This window comes from uncultured Microbacterium sp. (assembly GCF_913776565.1).
GTDB lineage: Bacteria > Actinomycetota > Actinomycetes > Actinomycetales > Microbacteriaceae > Microbacterium.
In genome coordinates this window covers 1-15,182 of sequence record NZ_CAJYPF010000049.1, presented here as the reverse complement: position 1 = coordinate 15,182, position 15,182 = coordinate 1, and the positions used below count along the sequence as shown (strand labels likewise).

The window sequence follows — 15,182 nt, the reverse complement described above, 5'->3', positions numbered from 1 at the left end:
GCCAGCGGCGCACGAGGGCGATCGCCTCGTCGGCGAGCTCGTGGGGGGCGACGAGTGCGGCGGGGGTGGTGCCGGACGTGGTGTCGGGGACATCGGTGAGCGACATGGCGATCCTTCCTCGGATGCTCTCAGCATGAAGCTCGCGTTCGTTCGAGAAAAGCGATGATTACCGATGCATACTGTTCGTTAGAACCGAAGGGATGCCGTGTTCGATCTGCGCCGCCTGCGTCTGCTGCACGAACTAAGCGTGCGGGGTACGCTCGCCGCCGTCGCGGACGCCCTGTCGTACAGCCCGTCGACCATCTCTCAGCAGCTCGCCCTGCTCGAGAAAGAGGCCGGCGTGGCCCTGCTCGAGCCCGACGGGCGCCGCGTGCGCCTGACCGCGCAGGGCGCCGCCCTCGCCGCGCACGCCGCGCGCATGCTCGCCGCCGACGAGGCCGCCCGCGCCGAACTCGAGCGCATGCGCCCCTCGTTGGCTCCCGTCCGCCTGGCCGTCATGCAGTCCGCGGCGCACGGACTGCTCCCCCGCGCGCTCGACGCCCTCGCCGCCAGCGAGCCGCAGTTGCGCGTCGAGGTCGCCGAGCTCGCCCCCGAGGAGGGCCTGTTCGAGGTGGCGGCGCGCGGCTTCGACCTCGCGGTGGCCGAGCAGTACCCCGGCCACACGCGCGAGCACCGTGAGGGCCTCGAGCGCGGCCTTCTGGGGAGGGATGCCATCCGCCTCGCCGTCGCGCGCGACGACCCGGCGCGCCGGCTCGACGACCTCCGCGACCGCGCGTGGGTGATGGAGCCCGTCGGCACGGCCGCGCGCCAGTGGGCGACGCAGCAGTGCCGGGCGGCCGGGTTCGAACCCGACGTGCGGTTCGAGATGGCCGACCTGACGGCGCACGCCCGGCTCGTGGCATCGGGTCATGCCGTGGGCATGATCCCCGATCTGGTGTTCGCGGACGAGACGCCGCCCGTGCGGCTGGTCGACCCGCCGGGCGAACCTCGACGCGAGGTGTTCACGGCGGTGCGCCGCGGAACGGCCGACCGCCCCGGCGTCCGCGCGATGCGCGGTGCCCTGCAGGTGGCGTACGACAGGGGCGGTCGGTAGGGGCCCGAGCCTGCGGACCACGCACGGTTCTCGGAGGCGCTCCCCCGGCGCGATCGCCGGCGGAGACCCGCCCCGCCTCGCGATCGTCAGAGCGGAGGCGCGCCCCGCGCGGTCTCCCGCCGAGGCGCGCCCCCGCGGCGCGTTACTTCGTCAGCGCGATCTCGTTCGGCGTGTGCTCGAGGGTGACGCCGGCCACGACCTCGCCCGTCGTCAGGTCGACGGCGTGCACCATGTTCTTCGCCGGCTCCGTGACATAGGCGATGTCGCCCGACACCTTGATCGCGGGGTGGGCGTCCTGCCACTCGACCGGGCCGTCCCACGCGTCGATCACGGGGAACGCGTCGGTGAACTCCCCCGTGGCCGGGTCGAGCACGTGGATCGCCCCGTCCGAGGCGAGCACGTACGCGAGGTCGCCGGGACCGCGGGCGATGTCGCGGAAGGTGTACTCCGCCCCCGCCGGCATGTCGACGACGCGCTGGGTCTTGGCGGCGGTGTCGATAAGGGCGACGCGGTGCAGCAGGTAGCCCTCGGCATCCCGGTCGTCCTTGTAGTCGCCGACCACGAGCGGGCTGGTGTCACTGACGTAGGCGTTGCCCATGCGGCCGTAGGGCTGGTCGGGCGCGGTCAGCTTGGTGAAGGCGCCGTCGGCGTAGACGACCGCGCCGTTCTCGCACCCGAGCACGACGGCCTCGTCCTGGGCCGTCCCCTCGCCGTGCACGCCGGGGCAGTCCGCGGTCTCGGCGATCGTCGCCCCCGAGGCGTCCTTCGCGACGACGCCGTTGCGGCCGTCGGCGTTGCCCACCGTGGTGACGAAGGTGCCGTCCTCGAGCACGATCGACACGCCGTGGTGCGCCTCGACGCCCGGGATCGTCCGCGTCTCGGGGAGAGCGTCGGTGGATGCCAGCAGCGCATCCGTGTCGAAGATGGTCGAGTCGCTCGTCCCGTCGGCGTACAGCACCGTGGTTCCGCCGTGCGTCACGACGTGGCCGGGCTTGGCGGCGGGGAAGACCAGGTCGGTCAGCACGGGGTCGGTGTCGGCCGTGCCGGCGTCGAGCACCTGGAAGCCCGCACTCGTGGTGACCATGACGTGGCGACCGTCACCGGCGGCGTTCAGGCGGGTGAACTCCTCGCTCGACACCTCGCCCACGGTCTCGAGGGTGTCTCCGTCGAGCACGACGATCCCGCCGGGGTACGACAGGGCGACGCGGGTGGCGGTCTCGGCGGGAGCGGATGCCGTGGGCGCGGCACCCGGAGCGGTCGCTCCGGCGCACGCCGACAGTCCGACGGTGGCTCCGACCGCGAGCGCGAGCAGACCCGCGCGGCGCAGGGGGGAGGTTCTCATGGTGTTCCTCTTTCTTCGGGTGGGGCTTCGTCAGGGCGAGAGCCCGGTGGCGATGCGCTCCGTGTTGACGCGCATCATGGTCAGGTAGTCGGGGGCGCCGCCGGTCACGTCGGTCAGCGACTCGGTGAACAGCTCGGTCACCGCGACGTCGCGATCGGCCTCGTCGGCGAGAGCGCGCACGAGGCGGTCCGGAGACGAGCTCTCGGCGAAGATCGTCGGCACCCCCGCCTCGTCGATCGCCGACACGAGGTCGGCGAGGTCGCTCGCGCTGGGGGCGGCGAGCGTCGTCCCGCCGGGGATGACGGCACCGACGAGGCGGAACCCGAAGCGCTCGGCCAGGTAGCCGAACACGTGGTGGTTGGTGACCAGGGCCCGTCGCTCGGCGGGGATCGCCGCGAAGGCGGCGGTCATGTCGGCATCCAGGTCCTGCAGGTGGGCGCGGTACTGGGCCGCCCGAGAGGCCACGGCGGCGGCATCCACCCCGTCGAGGCCCTGGATCATGGGCTCGAGGGCGTCGACGACGCGGATCATCTGCGCGGGATCGGTCCAGAAGTGCGGGTCGTCGGCACCGCCCGCGTCGGCCGACGCGTAGGGCAGAACCTCGACGGCGTCACCCGCGATGAAGGTCGCGACCCCGTCCGCCGCGGCGGCATCGAGATGCTGCTGCAGTCCCTCTTCGAGACCCAGCCCGTTGGCGACGAGCAGGTCGGCCGAGCGGACGCGCGCCGCCTCGGCGGCCGAGATCTCGAACGAGTGGGGGTCGGCCCCGGGACGCATGAGCGTCAGCACCTCGACGTCGTCCGGGACCAGGTGCGACACGACGTCGCCGAGGATGTTGGTCGACACCGCGATGAGGGGGCGATCGGATGCCGCGTCCCCGGCGCATCCGGTGAGGGTCAGCAGGGCCGCGGCGACGGCTGTGGCGAGCAGGCGGCGCACGTCAGCGTCCCGTCTCGGCGACGAAGAAGGGCGCGGCGGCCGGGGTGAACTCCCGCGCCACGCGTGCTTCGTCGGCGAAGTCGAGCTCCCACAGGCGTTGCTCGGCGGGTCCGTTCAGGTATGCGCGCTGCTGGTCGGCGATGAGCGAGACGGGAAGCGCGGCGGCGAGGCTCTCGCCGACGAGCGGGGCGGTCGAGGCGCGCAGGGTCCCGGTGCGCCCGTCCAGCACGAGCACCCGACCGTCGGCCGTGAGCGCGAGCACGTTCTGCTCCTTGTCGTCGACGGCGGTGGCCTGCACGACGGGTTCGGGCGTCGGCACGAGCGTCCACGCGCGCTCACGCGTGTCGAGCATCCACACCCCGGCGTCGCCGGCGACCGCGGCGACGGTCGGTCGCCCCTCGCGGTTGGCGAAGGCCGTCGCGCGCGGGGCCGCCGTGTCCGAGGGGTAGGGGATGCGTTCGACGACGGGGGTGTCGGCGTCGACCGTGACGAGCAGGGCGCCGTCGCGGCATCCGATCACCGCTCCGACGCGGGTCGTGATCGTGCCGACGGGGTCTTGGCACGCGGTGGTCGCACCGACGAGCTCGCCGTCGGCGGTGTGGAGGGTGACCTCTCCCCCGGCGGCGACCGCGGCGAACGACCCCGCGGGAACGACCAGGCCCGGCCCGGCCGGGCGCCCGAGGCGGAACCTCTCGACGATCTCCCCCTGCGACAGCTTCTCGGTGTCCAGCAGCACCGCCTCTCCGGAGTCGGGGAAGAACAGCCCCGCGCCGCCGGTCGTGGACGAGTTCGAGGTCGCGACGGTGGCGACGCCCCCACCCTCGACCTGACCGAGCACGCGGGCCTCGGCGCGGTAGTAGTGGAAGTGGTCGACGTGATCCCACGTCCATACGCCGCTGTCGACGATCGAGACGCCCGCATCGTCGGCCGCGAAGAGATAGCGACCGTCGGAGTGCATGGCCACGGGCGGGGGGACGGCGCCGAGGTCCGTCGTCGTCTCGTCGAGCAGGTCGAGGTGCGACACCCGGCCGTCGGCGGCGATCGAGGTCAGGCCCAGCGCGGGCTCGGCGAGTTCGGCGGCACCGGCGATCTCGCCGTGGGTGTCGGCGGTCGCGGCAGCGGGCGGAGCGGCGGGCGGTGCCGCGGGGGCGGCGCAGCCGGCGAGGGCGAGGACGATCAGGCCGCCGAGAGGGGCGAGTCGTCGGGTCACGAGGTGGGGCATGGGAACTCCCGGGTCAGGCGGGCAGGGGAAGAGGGGATGCCGTGCGCCGGCGCGCAGAGGTGACGGCGGCGCGAAGCCCCCACGACACCCCCGCGGCGGCGATCGCGGCGGCGGCGATGGTCGCCCCCGCGGCCGTGGCGGCGTGCCACGAGACGAGGAGTCCGGCCGCGACCGCGACCGCGCCGATGACGGCGGCGAGCGCCATGGTCGAGGCGATCCGAGCGGTCCACTGCCGCGCGGCGACGGCCGGGGCGACGAGCAGGCCGACCACCAGCAGGGAGCCGACCGCCTGGTACGAGGCGACGACGGCGAGGGTGACGAGTCCGACGAGCACGGCCTGCGCGACGCGCGGGGCGAGGCCCAGCACCCGGGCCACGCGCTCGTCGATCGCGAGGGCGACGAGCGGGCGGTGGGCGAGAACCGCGGCTCCGACGCCGATGACGACGGCCAGGGCGAGCACGACGAGATCACCGGGCGCGATGGCGAGGATGTCGCCGAACAGGATCGCCGTGGCATCCGTGGCGAAGCTCCCGGCGTGCGAGATGACGATCACCCCGAGCGCGAGCATCCCCACGAACAGCAGACCGATGCTGGTGTCGTACGAGAGCTTCGAGCGGCGCTGCAGGGCGCCGATGCCCAGGCTCATCGCGATCGCGCTCGCGGCCGCGCCGAGCAGGACGGGCGCGCCGAGCACCGTGGCCAGGGCGACGCCGGGCAGCATGCCGTGGGCGAGCGCCTCGCCGAGGAACGCCATGCCCCGCACGATCACCCACGTCCCCGCGACGGCGCACAGTACCGACACCAGCACGCCGCCGAGCAGGGCGCGCTGGACGAACTCGAGCGAGAAGGGGTCGAAGAGCCAGGACACGAGGACCGACCGTAGCGTTAAGTGATAACGATTCTCAAACTCGTATGATGGAGGCCATGACCTCCCACCCCGCCCTGACGACGACCGGCCTCAGCGTCGCGTACGACGACGTCGAGGCTCTCTCCGGCGTCGACCTCGACGTCCCCGCGGGACGACTCACCGTGATCGTCGGCCCGAACGGAGCGGGCAAGTCGACGCTGCTCGAGGTACTCGCCGGCGCCCGCACCCCCTCGGCCGGACGCGTGGACACGGGGGCGCTCTCCCGCGCCTTCGTCCCGCAGCGCGCGGCCGTGTCCGAGCATCTGCCCATCACCGTGCGCGAGATCGTGTCCGTCGGCGCCTGGGGGCGCGTCGGCACCGTCCGCCGCCTGACCCCGGCGCTCCGCGACGACATCGACGCGGCCATGCAGCAGCTCGACATCGCCGCGCTCGCGTACAGACCGTTCGGCACCCTGTCGGGTGGGCAGCGTCAGCGCGCACTCCTCGCGCAGGGATTGGCGCGGCGCGCCGACGTCCTGCTGCTCGACGAGCCAACGACCGGGCTCGATGCGGCCAGCGCCGACCTGAACCGGCGTGCGATCGCGGCCGAGATCGACCGCGGGGCCACCGTCGTGTGCGTCAGCCACGACGACGGACTCATCGCTCAGGCCGACCAGCTGATCGCCCTCGCGGACGGGCGGGTCACCCGCGCGAGCGCACCCGCTCGGTGACGCGCCCCAACAGGGCGGCGGCCGCGGCGACGACATCCGCGGGCTCGTCGCGGATCGCCGCGTCCACGTCGCGCGGAAAACGACGCAGAGCGATCCACGGCTCCGCATCGAGGTCGACCTCGAGGTGGATGTGATTGACCCGGCGGTCTTCGGCATCCAGTTCGCGCCGTAGCAGTCCGCGCCCGATCAGCCGGTCGACCAGGGTCGTCACGCCCGCGGCGGTCACCCCCAGGTGCGTGCGCAGGTCGGAGGGACGGATGCCGGGCTCCTCGTCGATGCACGCCAGGGCGGCCGCCTCGAGTTCACTGACGCCGAGGTCGCGTCGCGCCTGCGCCAGAGAGACCTCGCGCAGTTCGACGTAGCCATCGAGCGCGGACAACAGGACAGAAGGAAGCGACAACGGCATCCACCTCCTCGACACGATCCGGCCGATCGCTGTTCTCACCATAGTCAGAAACCTGAATATTTCACCAAAATAATTAAGTTTGTGAAATACGTGATAGATTACAAATCGACCGCGCCCCGCTACTCGACGAAGGAGATCATCATGGCAACGCTGTTCTACGGTTCCGACACGGCCCCCATCTCACTTCCCAATCGCCTGATGGGTTATATCAAGGTGATCGCGTCGACGAAGCTTCGACGGGGCGAATCGTTCACGCTCACCTGGACGGGTGTCGAGGGCGAAACGGGCCGCTCGACGATCTGGCTGCAGCCGTCGATCCCGCTGCGATTCGTGTTCGACTCCCCCGAGCCCGAGCAGCTCGTGGGCGACTATCTGCGCACCCTGGCCGACCAGGCCAACGCCGCATCGGGCCTCGTCGTCGACGCGCGCACGTGGGAGGCCGCTGAAGAGTCGAGCCACACGCCGATGCGCACCTCGCGAGCCGCCGGTCGTCCGGTCCGCGCCGCTTGATATCACGCCGGCCCGCGCCGGTCCACCCCCTTCGCGCATGCTGCATACTGTCGGGGACACGTGACATTCACGTGAATGGATCGGAGTGACCCGTGCCGGTACGCAAGCTGCTCGACATGTCTCTGCTCGAGTCGTGGCTCGCGGAGTTCCGCGCGCTCGGCTACCTCACCGGCAGCGACATCCGCGTCCTGGAACAGGACGACGAGTCCGACCCCGACGCGGGTCTGATCGTCGTCGACCTGACCGAGGCCAAGACGATCACGTATCTGCAGCCCATCGCGGGTGGCGACGGCAGTTGGAAGGCCACGATGGAGGCGCGAGACGCCACCATCGAGCTCTCGGCGGTCGCGCTCGTCAACCTCGGCAACGAGGTCAATGTGTTGGGCGCCCTCGTCGCATTCCTCGAGACGAAGTCGAAGGCTCTGCTCGCGGCCTGCTGAGCGGTCGCGTCGATCGACGAGAAAAGGGCACCCGATTCGGGTGCCCTTTTCGTGTGTGGTGGCGAGTGAGGGATTCGAACCCCCGAATGCAATGCAGTCTGATTTACAGTCAGATCCCTTTGGCCGCTTGGGTAACTCGCCAGATGCGCACCCGCCCGGCTTTTTCAGTCGACCAGAGGCGCGAGAAACCACTCTACTATCCCCGGAGGGGTGCTCGAAACCACCGGCGGCCTCACTCGGGCGTGCGCAGCAGCGCCCCCTCGCTCCGGCACGTCGCCGCGGCGACGTCCATGGCGCGCGAGAGCACGGCATCCCAATCCTCCGCCGCCCCGGGCAGCCGCTCGCGCACGAGCGCGGCGGTCGTCGCGAGCACGGCGTCACCCCCGCCCATCGTGTCGACGATGGGTCCCGGAAGGTTCGAGATGCCGCGCGACACCGTCACATCGCCCGCGACGATCGCGGCACCGCCCGCGCCGTAGGTCGCCAGCACCGCATCCACACCCAGGCCCGTGAGCCGGTCGCGCAGGTCGTCGAGCGAGGTGCCGTAGAGCAGCTGCGCATCGTCCTCGCCGACCTTCACCAGCAGCGCCCCGGATGCCGCGCGTTCGAAGCCACGGACGAACTCGTCGCGGTCGTGCAGCATGCCGCTGCGCGGGTTCGGGTCGATGGCGAGGGGTGTTCCGGCCGAGGCCACGGCATCCACGAGCGCATCCGTCTGCGCGCGGTCGTCGAAGGGGAAGCAGCTGACCACGACCATCGGGGCATCCGCGATCGCCGCACGCTCCGACGCACCGTAGGCCACGCGCCGGTTCTGCGCGGCGTCGTTGAAGACGTACTGCGGCTCCCCCTCGGCCGAGCGGGTGCTCACGGCCCGCGAGGAGCCGTGTTCGGCGGGGCTCGCGAGCAGCTCGACGTCGCACTCGGCGAGGTAGGCGCGGATCTGATCCCCCGCGGCGTCGTCGCCCACCATCGCGATGAGGGATGCCGGCACCCCCAGCCGCGAGAGGCCGACCGCCACGTTGAGCCCGGCACCGCCGACGAATTCGCGCACACCGGCGTCGTCGCGGATCTCGTCGATCAGGGCGTCGCCGATCACGACGATGCGTCCGCTCACCGGGTCACCTCGGCGGCGTCGAGCACGCGGGCGACGAACTCCTCGGTGCGTCGCCGGGTGCCGTCGATCTTGCGGTCGACGCTCGCCCGGATCTCGCTCGGCGCGAGCGGCGCCGCCAGGCGCACGGTCTCGTGGCAGGACATGTCGGCGCAGATGTACGTGCCGACGGTGTCGCCGTGCTCACCGGCCTCGCCCGCCTTGCGTGCGGTGAACAGCGACACCTGATCGCCCGGCTGCATCGTGTGGCAGAGGTTGCACATCGCCGACCGTGCGCGCGACTGCCCCTCGGCGGCGCGCAGGACGATGCCCGTGGGCTCGCCCTCGTGCTCGGTGACGATGTAGCCGCGCCCGCGTGTGCGCGGATCGCGCCACGCGAAGAAGTCCAGGTGGTCCCAATCCGTCAGGACGAAGTCGTGCGGCAGGGCGACGACGCGCAGCTCTTCGGGAGCGGCGTTGACGAAGGCCTCACGGACCTCGTCCTCAGTGAGTGCTCGCATGGGACCCGAGTCTACGAGCGCGCGCGGGCGAGCGGGCCGGACCTCACCCTCTCACTTGACGCTTCCCGCGGTCAGACCGCCCACGATGTAGCGCTGCAGAGCCAGGAACAACGCCATCGGCAGCACCGCGGCCAGCACGGCGCCGGCGGCGAACACCGACCAGTTGGTCGCCGTCTCCTGCGACACGAATTGGTACAGCCCGACGGCGAGCGTCTGCTTGGCCGGGTCGACGAGGATCACGGATGCCAGGACGAAGTCGTTCATGGTCGCGATGAACGACAGCAGTCCGACGACGGCGAGGATCGGCGCGACCAGGCGCAGGATGATCGTGAAGAAGATGCGCGCGTGCCCGGCCCCGTCGATCTTGGCCGCTTCGTCGATCGAAGCGGGCACGGTGTTGAAGAAGCCGTACATCAGGTACGTGTTCACCCCCAGCGCCCCGCCCAGGTAGACCATGATCAGACCGATCTGGGTGTTCAATCCGATCGCCGGGAAGACGTCGGCGATGGTCGTCATGAGCAGGAAGATCGCCACGAACGCCAGCAGCTGCGGGAACATCTGCACCAGCAGCAGGCTGAGCAGACCGAAGCGGCGTCCGGCGAATCGCATCCGCGAGAAGGAGTACGCGGCGAGCGCCCCGAGGAAGACCGTGCCTGCGGCGGTGGCCAGACCGATCACGAGGGAGTTGACGAACCACGCGGCGAACGGCTGCTGCGGCAGCGAGAACAAACGGACGAAGCTGTCGATGCTCACCGTCTGGAACAGGCCGTTCGCGGTCAGCAGGGTGCCGCCCGGGTTCAGCGCGGCCGACAGCACGTATAGCAGCGGGAAGGACGAGAAGATCAGCATCGCGATGCCGATCAGGTGACGCCAGCCGGTCTGGCGGAACCAGGTGCCGAAGGGGCGCCGCGGGGGGCGCGGGATGCCGTTTCCGCGACGCGCGGTGGGACGAGTCGTGGTGAGGGTGTCGGTCGCCATGTCAGTTCAGCTCCTCGAGGGCCTTGGTCTGTCGGAATCCGATGTACGAGATCACGCCGACGAGCAGGAAGATCACGATCGAGAACGCGCTGGCGAGACCGAAGTCGCGCAGCTGGCCCACGAACGCGACCTTGTAGACCATCGAGATCAGGATGTCGGTGGCCCCGGCGTTGATCGCGGCGTCGGTGAAGCGCGGGCCACCGCCGGTGAGCATGTAGATGAGGTTGAAGTTGTTGAAGTTGAACGCGAACGACGAGATCAGCAGCGGCGCGACCGAGACGAGCAGCAGGGGGAACTTGATGTGGCGGAAGATCTGCCACACGCTCGCGCCGTCGACGCGTCCGGCCTCGGTGATGTCGTCGGGGATCGACTGCAGCGCGCCGGTGCACACGAGGAACATGTAGGGGTACCCCAGCCAGAGGTTCACGATGAGGATCGCGATCTTGGCGAGCAGCGGGTCCTGAAGCCACGGGATGCTGGCCCCGCCCAGGATCGTCTGGTTGATGAACCCGAAGTCCTGGTTGAACATGCCCGCCCACACCAACGCCGAGAGGAAGGCCGGGAAGGCGTACGGCAGGATCATCACGACCCGGTAGTACTTGCGGCTCTTCATGCGCGGATCGTTCAGCACGATCGCGAGGAACAGCCCCAGCACGAACGTCGTCGCGACCGACAGGAAGGCGAAGACGAAGGTCCAGACGGCGACCGCGAGGAACGGGCCCCGGATGGAGTCCTCGGTGAAGGCGCGCACGAAGTTGTCGGCGCCGACGGTCACGACCCAGCCGGGCAGCAGCTCCTGGCCGTCGTCGGCGGTGAACGCCCCCGTGCCGATGTCGCGGTACACCGTGCCGTCGGTCGTGTCCGTCATCGTGTCGGCCGCGGCATCCCAGGTCAGGCTCGACGTGAACAGGTACGCGTTCGAGCCGTCGGTCGTGCGCAGGAACCCGTCGTTGGGGTCGTCCGAGATCGGCACGGCGATCGCCCCGATCGCGGTCTGGTTGGCGAGGATCCCCGCGAAGTCGAGCGAGGTGTAGCCGTCGGCCGACACCGCACGTCCGCCCGCGAACTGGGCGTCCACCGGCTCCAGAGCCTGATCGGTGGTGCCCACGGCCGCGTCGCCGGTGTCGGGGTCGGTCACCAGGAGCGAGAACACTCCCCCGCTCTCGACGATCGTGACGGGGTAGGTCGCGCTGTCCTCCACGCGCGTCTGCGACTGCAGCAGGAGCGCGTTGACCGCGTCGTCCTTGGTGGAGTTGTGTCCGGACCCGTAGTTGGTGAAGGCGATGTAGACGGTGTACCCGACCACGAAGATCTGGAAGACCAGCAGAAAGATCAGACCGGGCGTGAGGTACTTCGCCGGCAGCAGGCCGGGCGTGAGGTAGACGACGTTCACGCCCACCGCGATGACCGCCACGATCGCGGCCACCGCCCACTGGCCGGTGCCGGCGAGCATCATCACCGCGTACAGCGCGGCGGCATCCAGCAGCGCGAGCGCCACGATCTTGACGAGCCAGACCTTCCATCCGGCGGCGGCTGCTTCGGCGTACCGCTCCGCCCGGCGACGCCGGCGTTCGGCAGCGGGATCGCGGGTCGGGTTTTCGGGCGCGGTGTCGTGTTCGAGAAGAGGAGCCGTCATCGTCGAGGCCTTCGTGATCGGGGGGGGATCCCGGGGGGAGGGAAAGAAGAGGGATGCCGCGGCGGGCGGCCGCTCGGACGCGCCCGCCGCGGCGCCGGGTCAACCGGCGATCTTGGCCGCGATGTCGTCGGACATCTTCGTCCAGATGGCGGTGGGGTCTTCACCCTTCAGCAGCGACACCTCGGCGACGCCCCAGAACTCCCAGACCGAACCCATCTCGGGGATGCTCGGCATGGGGGCGCCCTGCGCGCCGACCTCGCCGAAGCCGGCGATGATCGGGTCGGCCGAGGCCTTCTCGTAGGCGGCCGTCAGTGCCGGCGGGCGGTCCCCCGCCTCGTACAGCGCCGTCTGCACGGGCTCGGTGGCCAGGTAGTTCACCAGGAACTCGTTCGCGGCGAGCGCGTTCTGCGACTTTGCGTTCAGGTAGAAGCCCTGCACACCGACGAAGGGCTGTGCGGGCTGGCCGCCGGCCGACGGGATCGGGTCGATGGCGATGTTGATGCCCTTGGCCTCGGCATCCGCCACGTTCCAGGGCCCGGTCAGGATGAACGGCGTCTGACCCGAGTTGAAGGCCTCTTTCGAGAGGTCCTGCGTCAGGTTCAGGTTGATGGTGCCGGCGGCGCCCTGCGCACCGAGCCAGGTTGCGAAGGCCTGGCCGGCCTCGTCGCCGATCGACAGCTGCGAGCCGTCGTAGCTGCCGTCGGCGTTGCGCGCGAAGACGGAGTTACCGAACGAGGTCTCGAACGGGTAGAGGTGGTACGGGTCGGCGTTCGCCGGGTCGAGACCGACGACGAACGGGTACTGCACGCCCGCCGCGGTGCCCTTGGCGATCATGTCGTCGAACGACGTCGGCGCCTCGGGGACGAGATCGACGTTGCGCATGAGCGCGATGTTCTCGGTCGCGTAGGGCAGGCCGTAGACCTTGCCCTCGTCGGTGAAGGCCTGGATCGCGACCTCCTGGAACTCGGACGCCTTGTCGCCGAGCTCGATGGGGGCGACCAGACCGTCCTGCACGAAGCCGCCGAGCCAGTCGTGCGCGCCGACGGTGATGTCGGGGCCCTTGCCGGTGGGGACCTGGGCGGCGAAGTCGGCCTGGATCTTCGAGAAGTCCTTCTCGACCAGGTCGACCTTCAGACCCTTCTCTTCCGAGAACGTCGCGGCGACGTCCTTCAGCGCGTCGGCGCGGTTGGCGTCGACCCAGACGGTCAGGGTGCCGGCCGCGGCGGCGTCACCGCCGGCCTGGGGAGCGCTGCCGGCGCCGGAGCAACCGGCGAGCAGCATCGAGCCCGCGGCGATGAGCGCGCCGAAACCGAGCGCGCGCGTAGATGTCACCTTCATTGGTGTGCCTCTCTGGTGGGGGGAAGGGCACCAGACGTACCGCGTGGCGGACGTCGTCGGCCCCAGCTCGTTATGCAAGCGCTTACATAGTTAGCCGGAGATGGACGCGGATCAAAAACGCCGCGCGTTCCGATATCAACCTGTGACCTGCCGATGCGATGTCTGTGCGGCGACGACGACACCCGTACCCGGGTGACCGCTCCCCTCCGGCCGGACCGCCCGGTACCCTGGGGGCATGGCTGATTCTTCGTTCGACATCGTCTCCAAGATCGACCGGCAAGAGGCCGACAACGCCCTCAACCAGGCGCACAAAGAGGTCGAGCAGCGCTACGACTTCAAGGGCACCGACGCCTCGATCGCCTGGAGCGGCGAGTCCATCGTCATCAAGGCCAACTCCGAAGAGCGCGCGAACGCGGTGCTCGACGTCTTCCAGACCAAGCTCATCAAGCGCGGCATCTCGTTGAAGAGCCTCGAGAGCGGCGAGCCGGTGCAGAGCGGCAAGGAGTACCGCATCACCTCCACGCTGAAAGAGGGCATCTCGCAGGAGAACGCGAAGAAGATCGGCAAGATCATCCGCGACGAGGGCCCCAAGGGCGTCAAGTCGCAGATCCAGGGCGACGAGCTGCGCGTGCAGTCCAAGTCGCGCGACGACCTGCAAGAGGTGCAGCGCCTGCTCAAGGCCGCCGACCTCGACGTGGACCTGCAGTTCACGAACTACCGCTGAGTCCTCGGTGGCCACGGCCCCGCTTCCGCGACCCTCCCGCAGGCTGAGCGATCGGCTGTGGGGGGCGGGAACTTCGCTCGGCATCGCGCTGATCGGCATCCTGTGCAGTCAGTTCGCGAACCAGCTTGCTTCTGAGCCGCAAATCGAGGGTTTGGGCGCGGTGTGCGGGTGGTTCACTGGTTTCTTTCTGTCCCTCGCGGGCGTCATCCTCTCTGTACTCTGCCTCCGTTCCGCCGGCCGTGTGATGTCACCGCCTCCCGCCCGCGCTATCGCACGGTTCGCGGGGGGTGCCGAGTTCGTCGTCTCCGCGGCCGCGCTGGTCTTCGCGGTGGTGTCGCCCTTCGTGTGAATCGTCCTGACCCCTACGCCTGCCCCACGTGTGGTGGGCCGCTGCGCTTCGAGATCCTCGACGACGAACGTTTCCTCGTGGCGTGGTCGTGCGTCGAGTGCGGTCTCATCCGCACAACCGAACCGGCGTGACCGGGGCGGGAGCGACGTCGCCGTGAACGGAGTCGGACGGCGCGCTCCCGGCGCCCGCCAGTTGGACGCCGGCTTCGACCTACGTGACATCATCGCCAGCACGAGCGACGTGAGTACGCTCCTCGCGATCAAGGAATTCGCCCCCGCGTACCTCGACGACGAACGCTTCCTCGTGGCGTGGTCGTGCGTCGAGTGCGGTCTCATCCGGACGACCGAACCGGCGTGACCGGTGCGACCCCGATGCCCGTCAGTTGATGATCTCGGCGTTCTCGTCTCGCATCGTGGTCAGCCTCGTGCGCCACATCGCGAGCGCTTCACGGGTCAAGCGCGTCCAATCGTCTCGCTCGGCGACGATGCGCAGCGGCGAAGCGGTGCGGTACGAGCGCGTGGGGTTGCCGGGGAACTTCTTGTCGGTCACGTTGGGATCGTTCTCGAACTCCCCCGTCGGCTCGACCTCGTAGACCCGCGGCGGCCCGTCCCCCGGGATGATCTCGGCTGCGAGGCCCGCACCGTCCCGCAGCGCGGTGAAGTACACGTGGTTCATGACGATCTCGGGCCGGTAGTTCGACCGGAAGCCGGGCGTGAGAAGGTCGCCCACCCGCAGGTCGGCCTTGGTCCCGTGGAAGAACGGGCCGGGATCGAGCACATCCGCCATGGTACGGCGGCGTCAGCCCTCGATGCCGTTGATCATCTGCGTGATCTCGCGCTCGGTGTCGCGACCCACGGTGCGCTCCTCCATGTGCGAGGGCATGTCGCTGTCGTCGTCGACGGAGGGGTTCTCGAACGGCTGCTTCTGGTCCTTTTCCATGCGTCGATGCTCACACGCGGCGCGGGCGCGCGCGAGGGGGTTGCGAGCGCGACTCAGCCCCTCAGCGCGTCGTCGCG

At 70.1% G+C, this 15,182-nt stretch carries 17 protein-coding genes and 1 tRNA gene; 5 read left to right on the top strand and 13 right to left on the bottom strand.

Annotation, left to right across the window (positions count from 1 at the left end; all coding sequences use genetic code 11):
• The first annotated feature begins 205 nt into the window (after positions 1–205).
• Positions 206–1,093, top strand: a complete 888-nt coding sequence (locus QZ433_RS03140) for a LysR family transcriptional regulator (RefSeq protein WP_295779971.1) — start codon at positions 206–208, stop codon at positions 1,091–1,093.
• 142 nt (positions 1,094–1,235) lie between these two features.
• Here QZ433_RS03140 and aztD read toward each other — a convergent pair whose 3' ends face one another.
• Genes aztD through aztB form a run of 4 tightly spaced genes read right to left on the bottom strand, consistent with a single transcriptional unit; the run spans position 1,236 to position 5,464 of the window.
• Positions 1,236–2,435: a zinc metallochaperone AztD gene (gene aztD, locus QZ433_RS03135; protein ID WP_295779970.1), complete on the bottom strand. Its 1,200-nt coding sequence runs from the start codon at positions 2,433–2,435 to the stop codon at positions 1,236–1,238.
• Positions 2,436–2,465: 30 nt separating this feature from the next.
• The gene (aztC, locus tag QZ433_RS03130; RefSeq protein WP_295779969.1) at positions 2,466–3,374 is read right to left on the bottom strand and encodes a zinc ABC transporter substrate-binding protein AztC; all 909 of its coding nucleotides are present in this window, start codon (positions 3,372–3,374) and stop codon (positions 2,466–2,468) included.
• Position 3,375: 1 nt separating this feature from the next.
• Entirely contained in the window at positions 3,376–4,596 is a 1,221-nt protein-coding gene (locus QZ433_RS03125) for an ABC transporter (protein ID WP_295779968.1), read from the bottom strand.
• Between the two features lie 13 nt (positions 4,597–4,609).
• Positions 4,610–5,464: a zinc ABC transporter permease AztB gene (aztB, locus tag QZ433_RS03120; RefSeq protein ID WP_295779967.1), complete on the bottom strand. Its 855-nt coding sequence runs from the start codon at positions 5,462–5,464 to the stop codon at positions 4,610–4,612.
• 56 nt (positions 5,465–5,520) lie between these two features.
• Between aztB and aztA the strand changes: the two genes are divergently transcribed.
• Positions 5,521–6,174, top strand: coding sequence for a zinc ABC transporter ATP-binding protein AztA (gene aztA / locus QZ433_RS03115; RefSeq protein WP_295779966.1), 654 nt, complete (start codon positions 5,521–5,523; stop codon positions 6,172–6,174).
• Here aztA and QZ433_RS03110 read toward each other — a convergent pair.
• Entirely contained in the window at positions 6,146–6,580 is a 435-nt protein-coding gene (locus tag QZ433_RS03110; protein WP_295779965.1) for a MarR family transcriptional regulator, read from the bottom strand. The genes aztA and QZ433_RS03110 overlap by 29 nt on opposite strands.
• Before the next feature lie 141 nt (positions 6,581–6,721).
• On the opposite strand from QZ433_RS03110, the gene QZ433_RS03105 reads away from it, so the two are divergent.
• Positions 6,722–7,090: a hypothetical protein gene (locus tag QZ433_RS03105; protein ID WP_295779964.1), complete on the top strand. Its 369-nt coding sequence runs from the start codon at positions 6,722–6,724 to the stop codon at positions 7,088–7,090.
• Positions 7,091–7,182: 92 nt separating this feature from the next.
• Positions 7,183–7,530 (top strand): hypothetical protein, encoded by a 348-nt coding sequence (locus tag QZ433_RS03100; protein WP_295779963.1) that lies wholly within the window; start codon positions 7,183–7,185, stop codon positions 7,528–7,530.
• Positions 7,531–7,586: 56 nt separating this feature from the next.
• Here QZ433_RS03100 and QZ433_RS03095 read toward each other — a convergent pair.
• The 6 genes from QZ433_RS03095 to QZ433_RS03070 form a co-directional block, all read right to left on the bottom strand.
• A tRNA-Tyr gene (locus tag QZ433_RS03095) sits at positions 7,587–7,671 on the bottom strand.
• Between the two features lie 91 nt (positions 7,672–7,762).
• Positions 7,763–8,644, bottom strand: coding sequence for a PfkB family carbohydrate kinase (locus QZ433_RS03090; protein WP_295779962.1), 882 nt, complete (start codon positions 8,642–8,644; stop codon positions 7,763–7,765).
• A complete protein-coding gene (locus QZ433_RS03085; protein WP_295779961.1) occupies positions 8,641–9,141 on the bottom strand; it encodes an FBP domain-containing protein in 501 nt (166 codons plus the stop codon). Before QZ433_RS03085 ends, QZ433_RS03090 begins: the two co-directional genes overlap by 4 nt.
• Positions 9,142–9,192: 51 nt before the next feature.
• Positions 9,193–10,119: a sugar ABC transporter permease gene (locus QZ433_RS03080; protein WP_295779960.1), complete on the bottom strand. Its 927-nt coding sequence runs from the start codon at positions 10,117–10,119 to the stop codon at positions 9,193–9,195.
• 1 nt (position 10,120) lies between these two features.
• A complete protein-coding gene (locus QZ433_RS03075) occupies positions 10,121–11,755 on the bottom strand; it encodes an ABC transporter permease subunit (RefSeq protein WP_295779959.1) in 1,635 nt (544 codons plus the stop codon).
• Between the two features lie 99 nt (positions 11,756–11,854).
• The gene (locus tag QZ433_RS03070; protein WP_295779958.1) at positions 11,855–13,093 is read right to left on the bottom strand and encodes a maltose ABC transporter substrate-binding protein; all 1,239 of its coding nucleotides are present in this window, start codon (positions 13,091–13,093) and stop codon (positions 11,855–11,857) included.
• 235 nt (positions 13,094–13,328) lie between these two features.
• Here QZ433_RS03070 and QZ433_RS03065 point away from each other — a divergent pair, with 235 nt between their 5' ends.
• Positions 13,329–13,817 carry a YajQ family cyclic di-GMP-binding protein gene (locus tag QZ433_RS03065; protein ID WP_076677322.1) on the top strand — a complete coding sequence of 163 codons (489 nt, stop codon included), beginning with the start codon at positions 13,329–13,331 and terminating at the stop codon, positions 13,815–13,817.
• Between the two features lie 727 nt (positions 13,818–14,544).
• Here QZ433_RS03065 and arr read toward each other — a convergent pair.
• Complete coding sequence (gene arr, locus QZ433_RS03060) at positions 14,545–14,952, bottom strand: NAD(+)--rifampin ADP-ribosyltransferase (RefSeq protein ID WP_295779957.1); 408 nt, start codon at positions 14,950–14,952, stop codon at positions 14,545–14,547.
• A 12-nt stretch (positions 14,953–14,964) separates the two neighbouring features.
• Positions 14,965–15,105 carry a hypothetical protein gene (locus QZ433_RS03055; protein WP_295779956.1) on the bottom strand — a complete coding sequence of 47 codons (141 nt, stop codon included), beginning with the start codon at positions 15,103–15,105 and terminating at the stop codon, positions 14,965–14,967.
• Positions 15,106–15,182: the final 77 nt, after the last annotated feature.

Coding starts and splice junctions, on each gene's coding strand:
- aztD (WP_295779970.1), bottom strand. CDS start 2,435: ATGAGAACCTCCCCCCTGCGCCGCGCGGGTCTGCTCGCGCTCGCGGTC.
- QZ433_RS03125 (WP_295779968.1), bottom strand. CDS start 4,596: ATGCCCCACCTCGTGACCCGACGACTCGCCCCTCTCGGCGGCCTGATC.
- aztA (WP_295779966.1), top strand. CDS start 5,521: ATGACCTCCCACCCCGCCCTGACGACGACCGGCCTCAGCGTCGCGTAC.
- QZ433_RS03110 (WP_295779965.1), bottom strand. CDS start 6,580: ATGCCGTTGTCGCTTCCTTCTGTCCTGTTGTCCGCGCTCGATGGCTAC.
- QZ433_RS03105 (WP_295779964.1), top strand. CDS start 6,722: ATGGCAACGCTGTTCTACGGTTCCGACACGGCCCCCATCTCACTTCCC.
- QZ433_RS03085 (WP_295779961.1), bottom strand. CDS start 9,141: ATGCGAGCACTCACTGAGGACGAGGTCCGTGAGGCCTTCGTCAACGCC.
- QZ433_RS03080 (WP_295779960.1), bottom strand. CDS start 10,119: ATGGCGACCGACACCCTCACCACGACTCGTCCCACCGCGCGTCGCGGA.
- QZ433_RS03075 (WP_295779959.1), bottom strand. CDS start 11,755: ATGACGGCTCCTCTTCTCGAACACGACACCGCGCCCGAAAACCCGACC.
- QZ433_RS03070 (WP_295779958.1), bottom strand. CDS start 13,093: ATGAAGGTGACATCTACGCGCGCGCTCGGTTTCGGCGCGCTCATCGCC.
- QZ433_RS03065 (WP_076677322.1), top strand. CDS start 13,329: ATGGCTGATTCTTCGTTCGACATCGTCTCCAAGATCGACCGGCAAGAG.
- arr (WP_295779957.1), bottom strand. CDS start 14,952: ATGGCGGATGTGCTCGATCCCGGCCCGTTCTTCCACGGGACCAAGGCC.
- QZ433_RS03055 (WP_295779956.1), bottom strand. CDS start 15,105: ATGGAAAAGGACCAGAAGCAGCCGTTCGAGAACCCCTCCGTCGACGAC.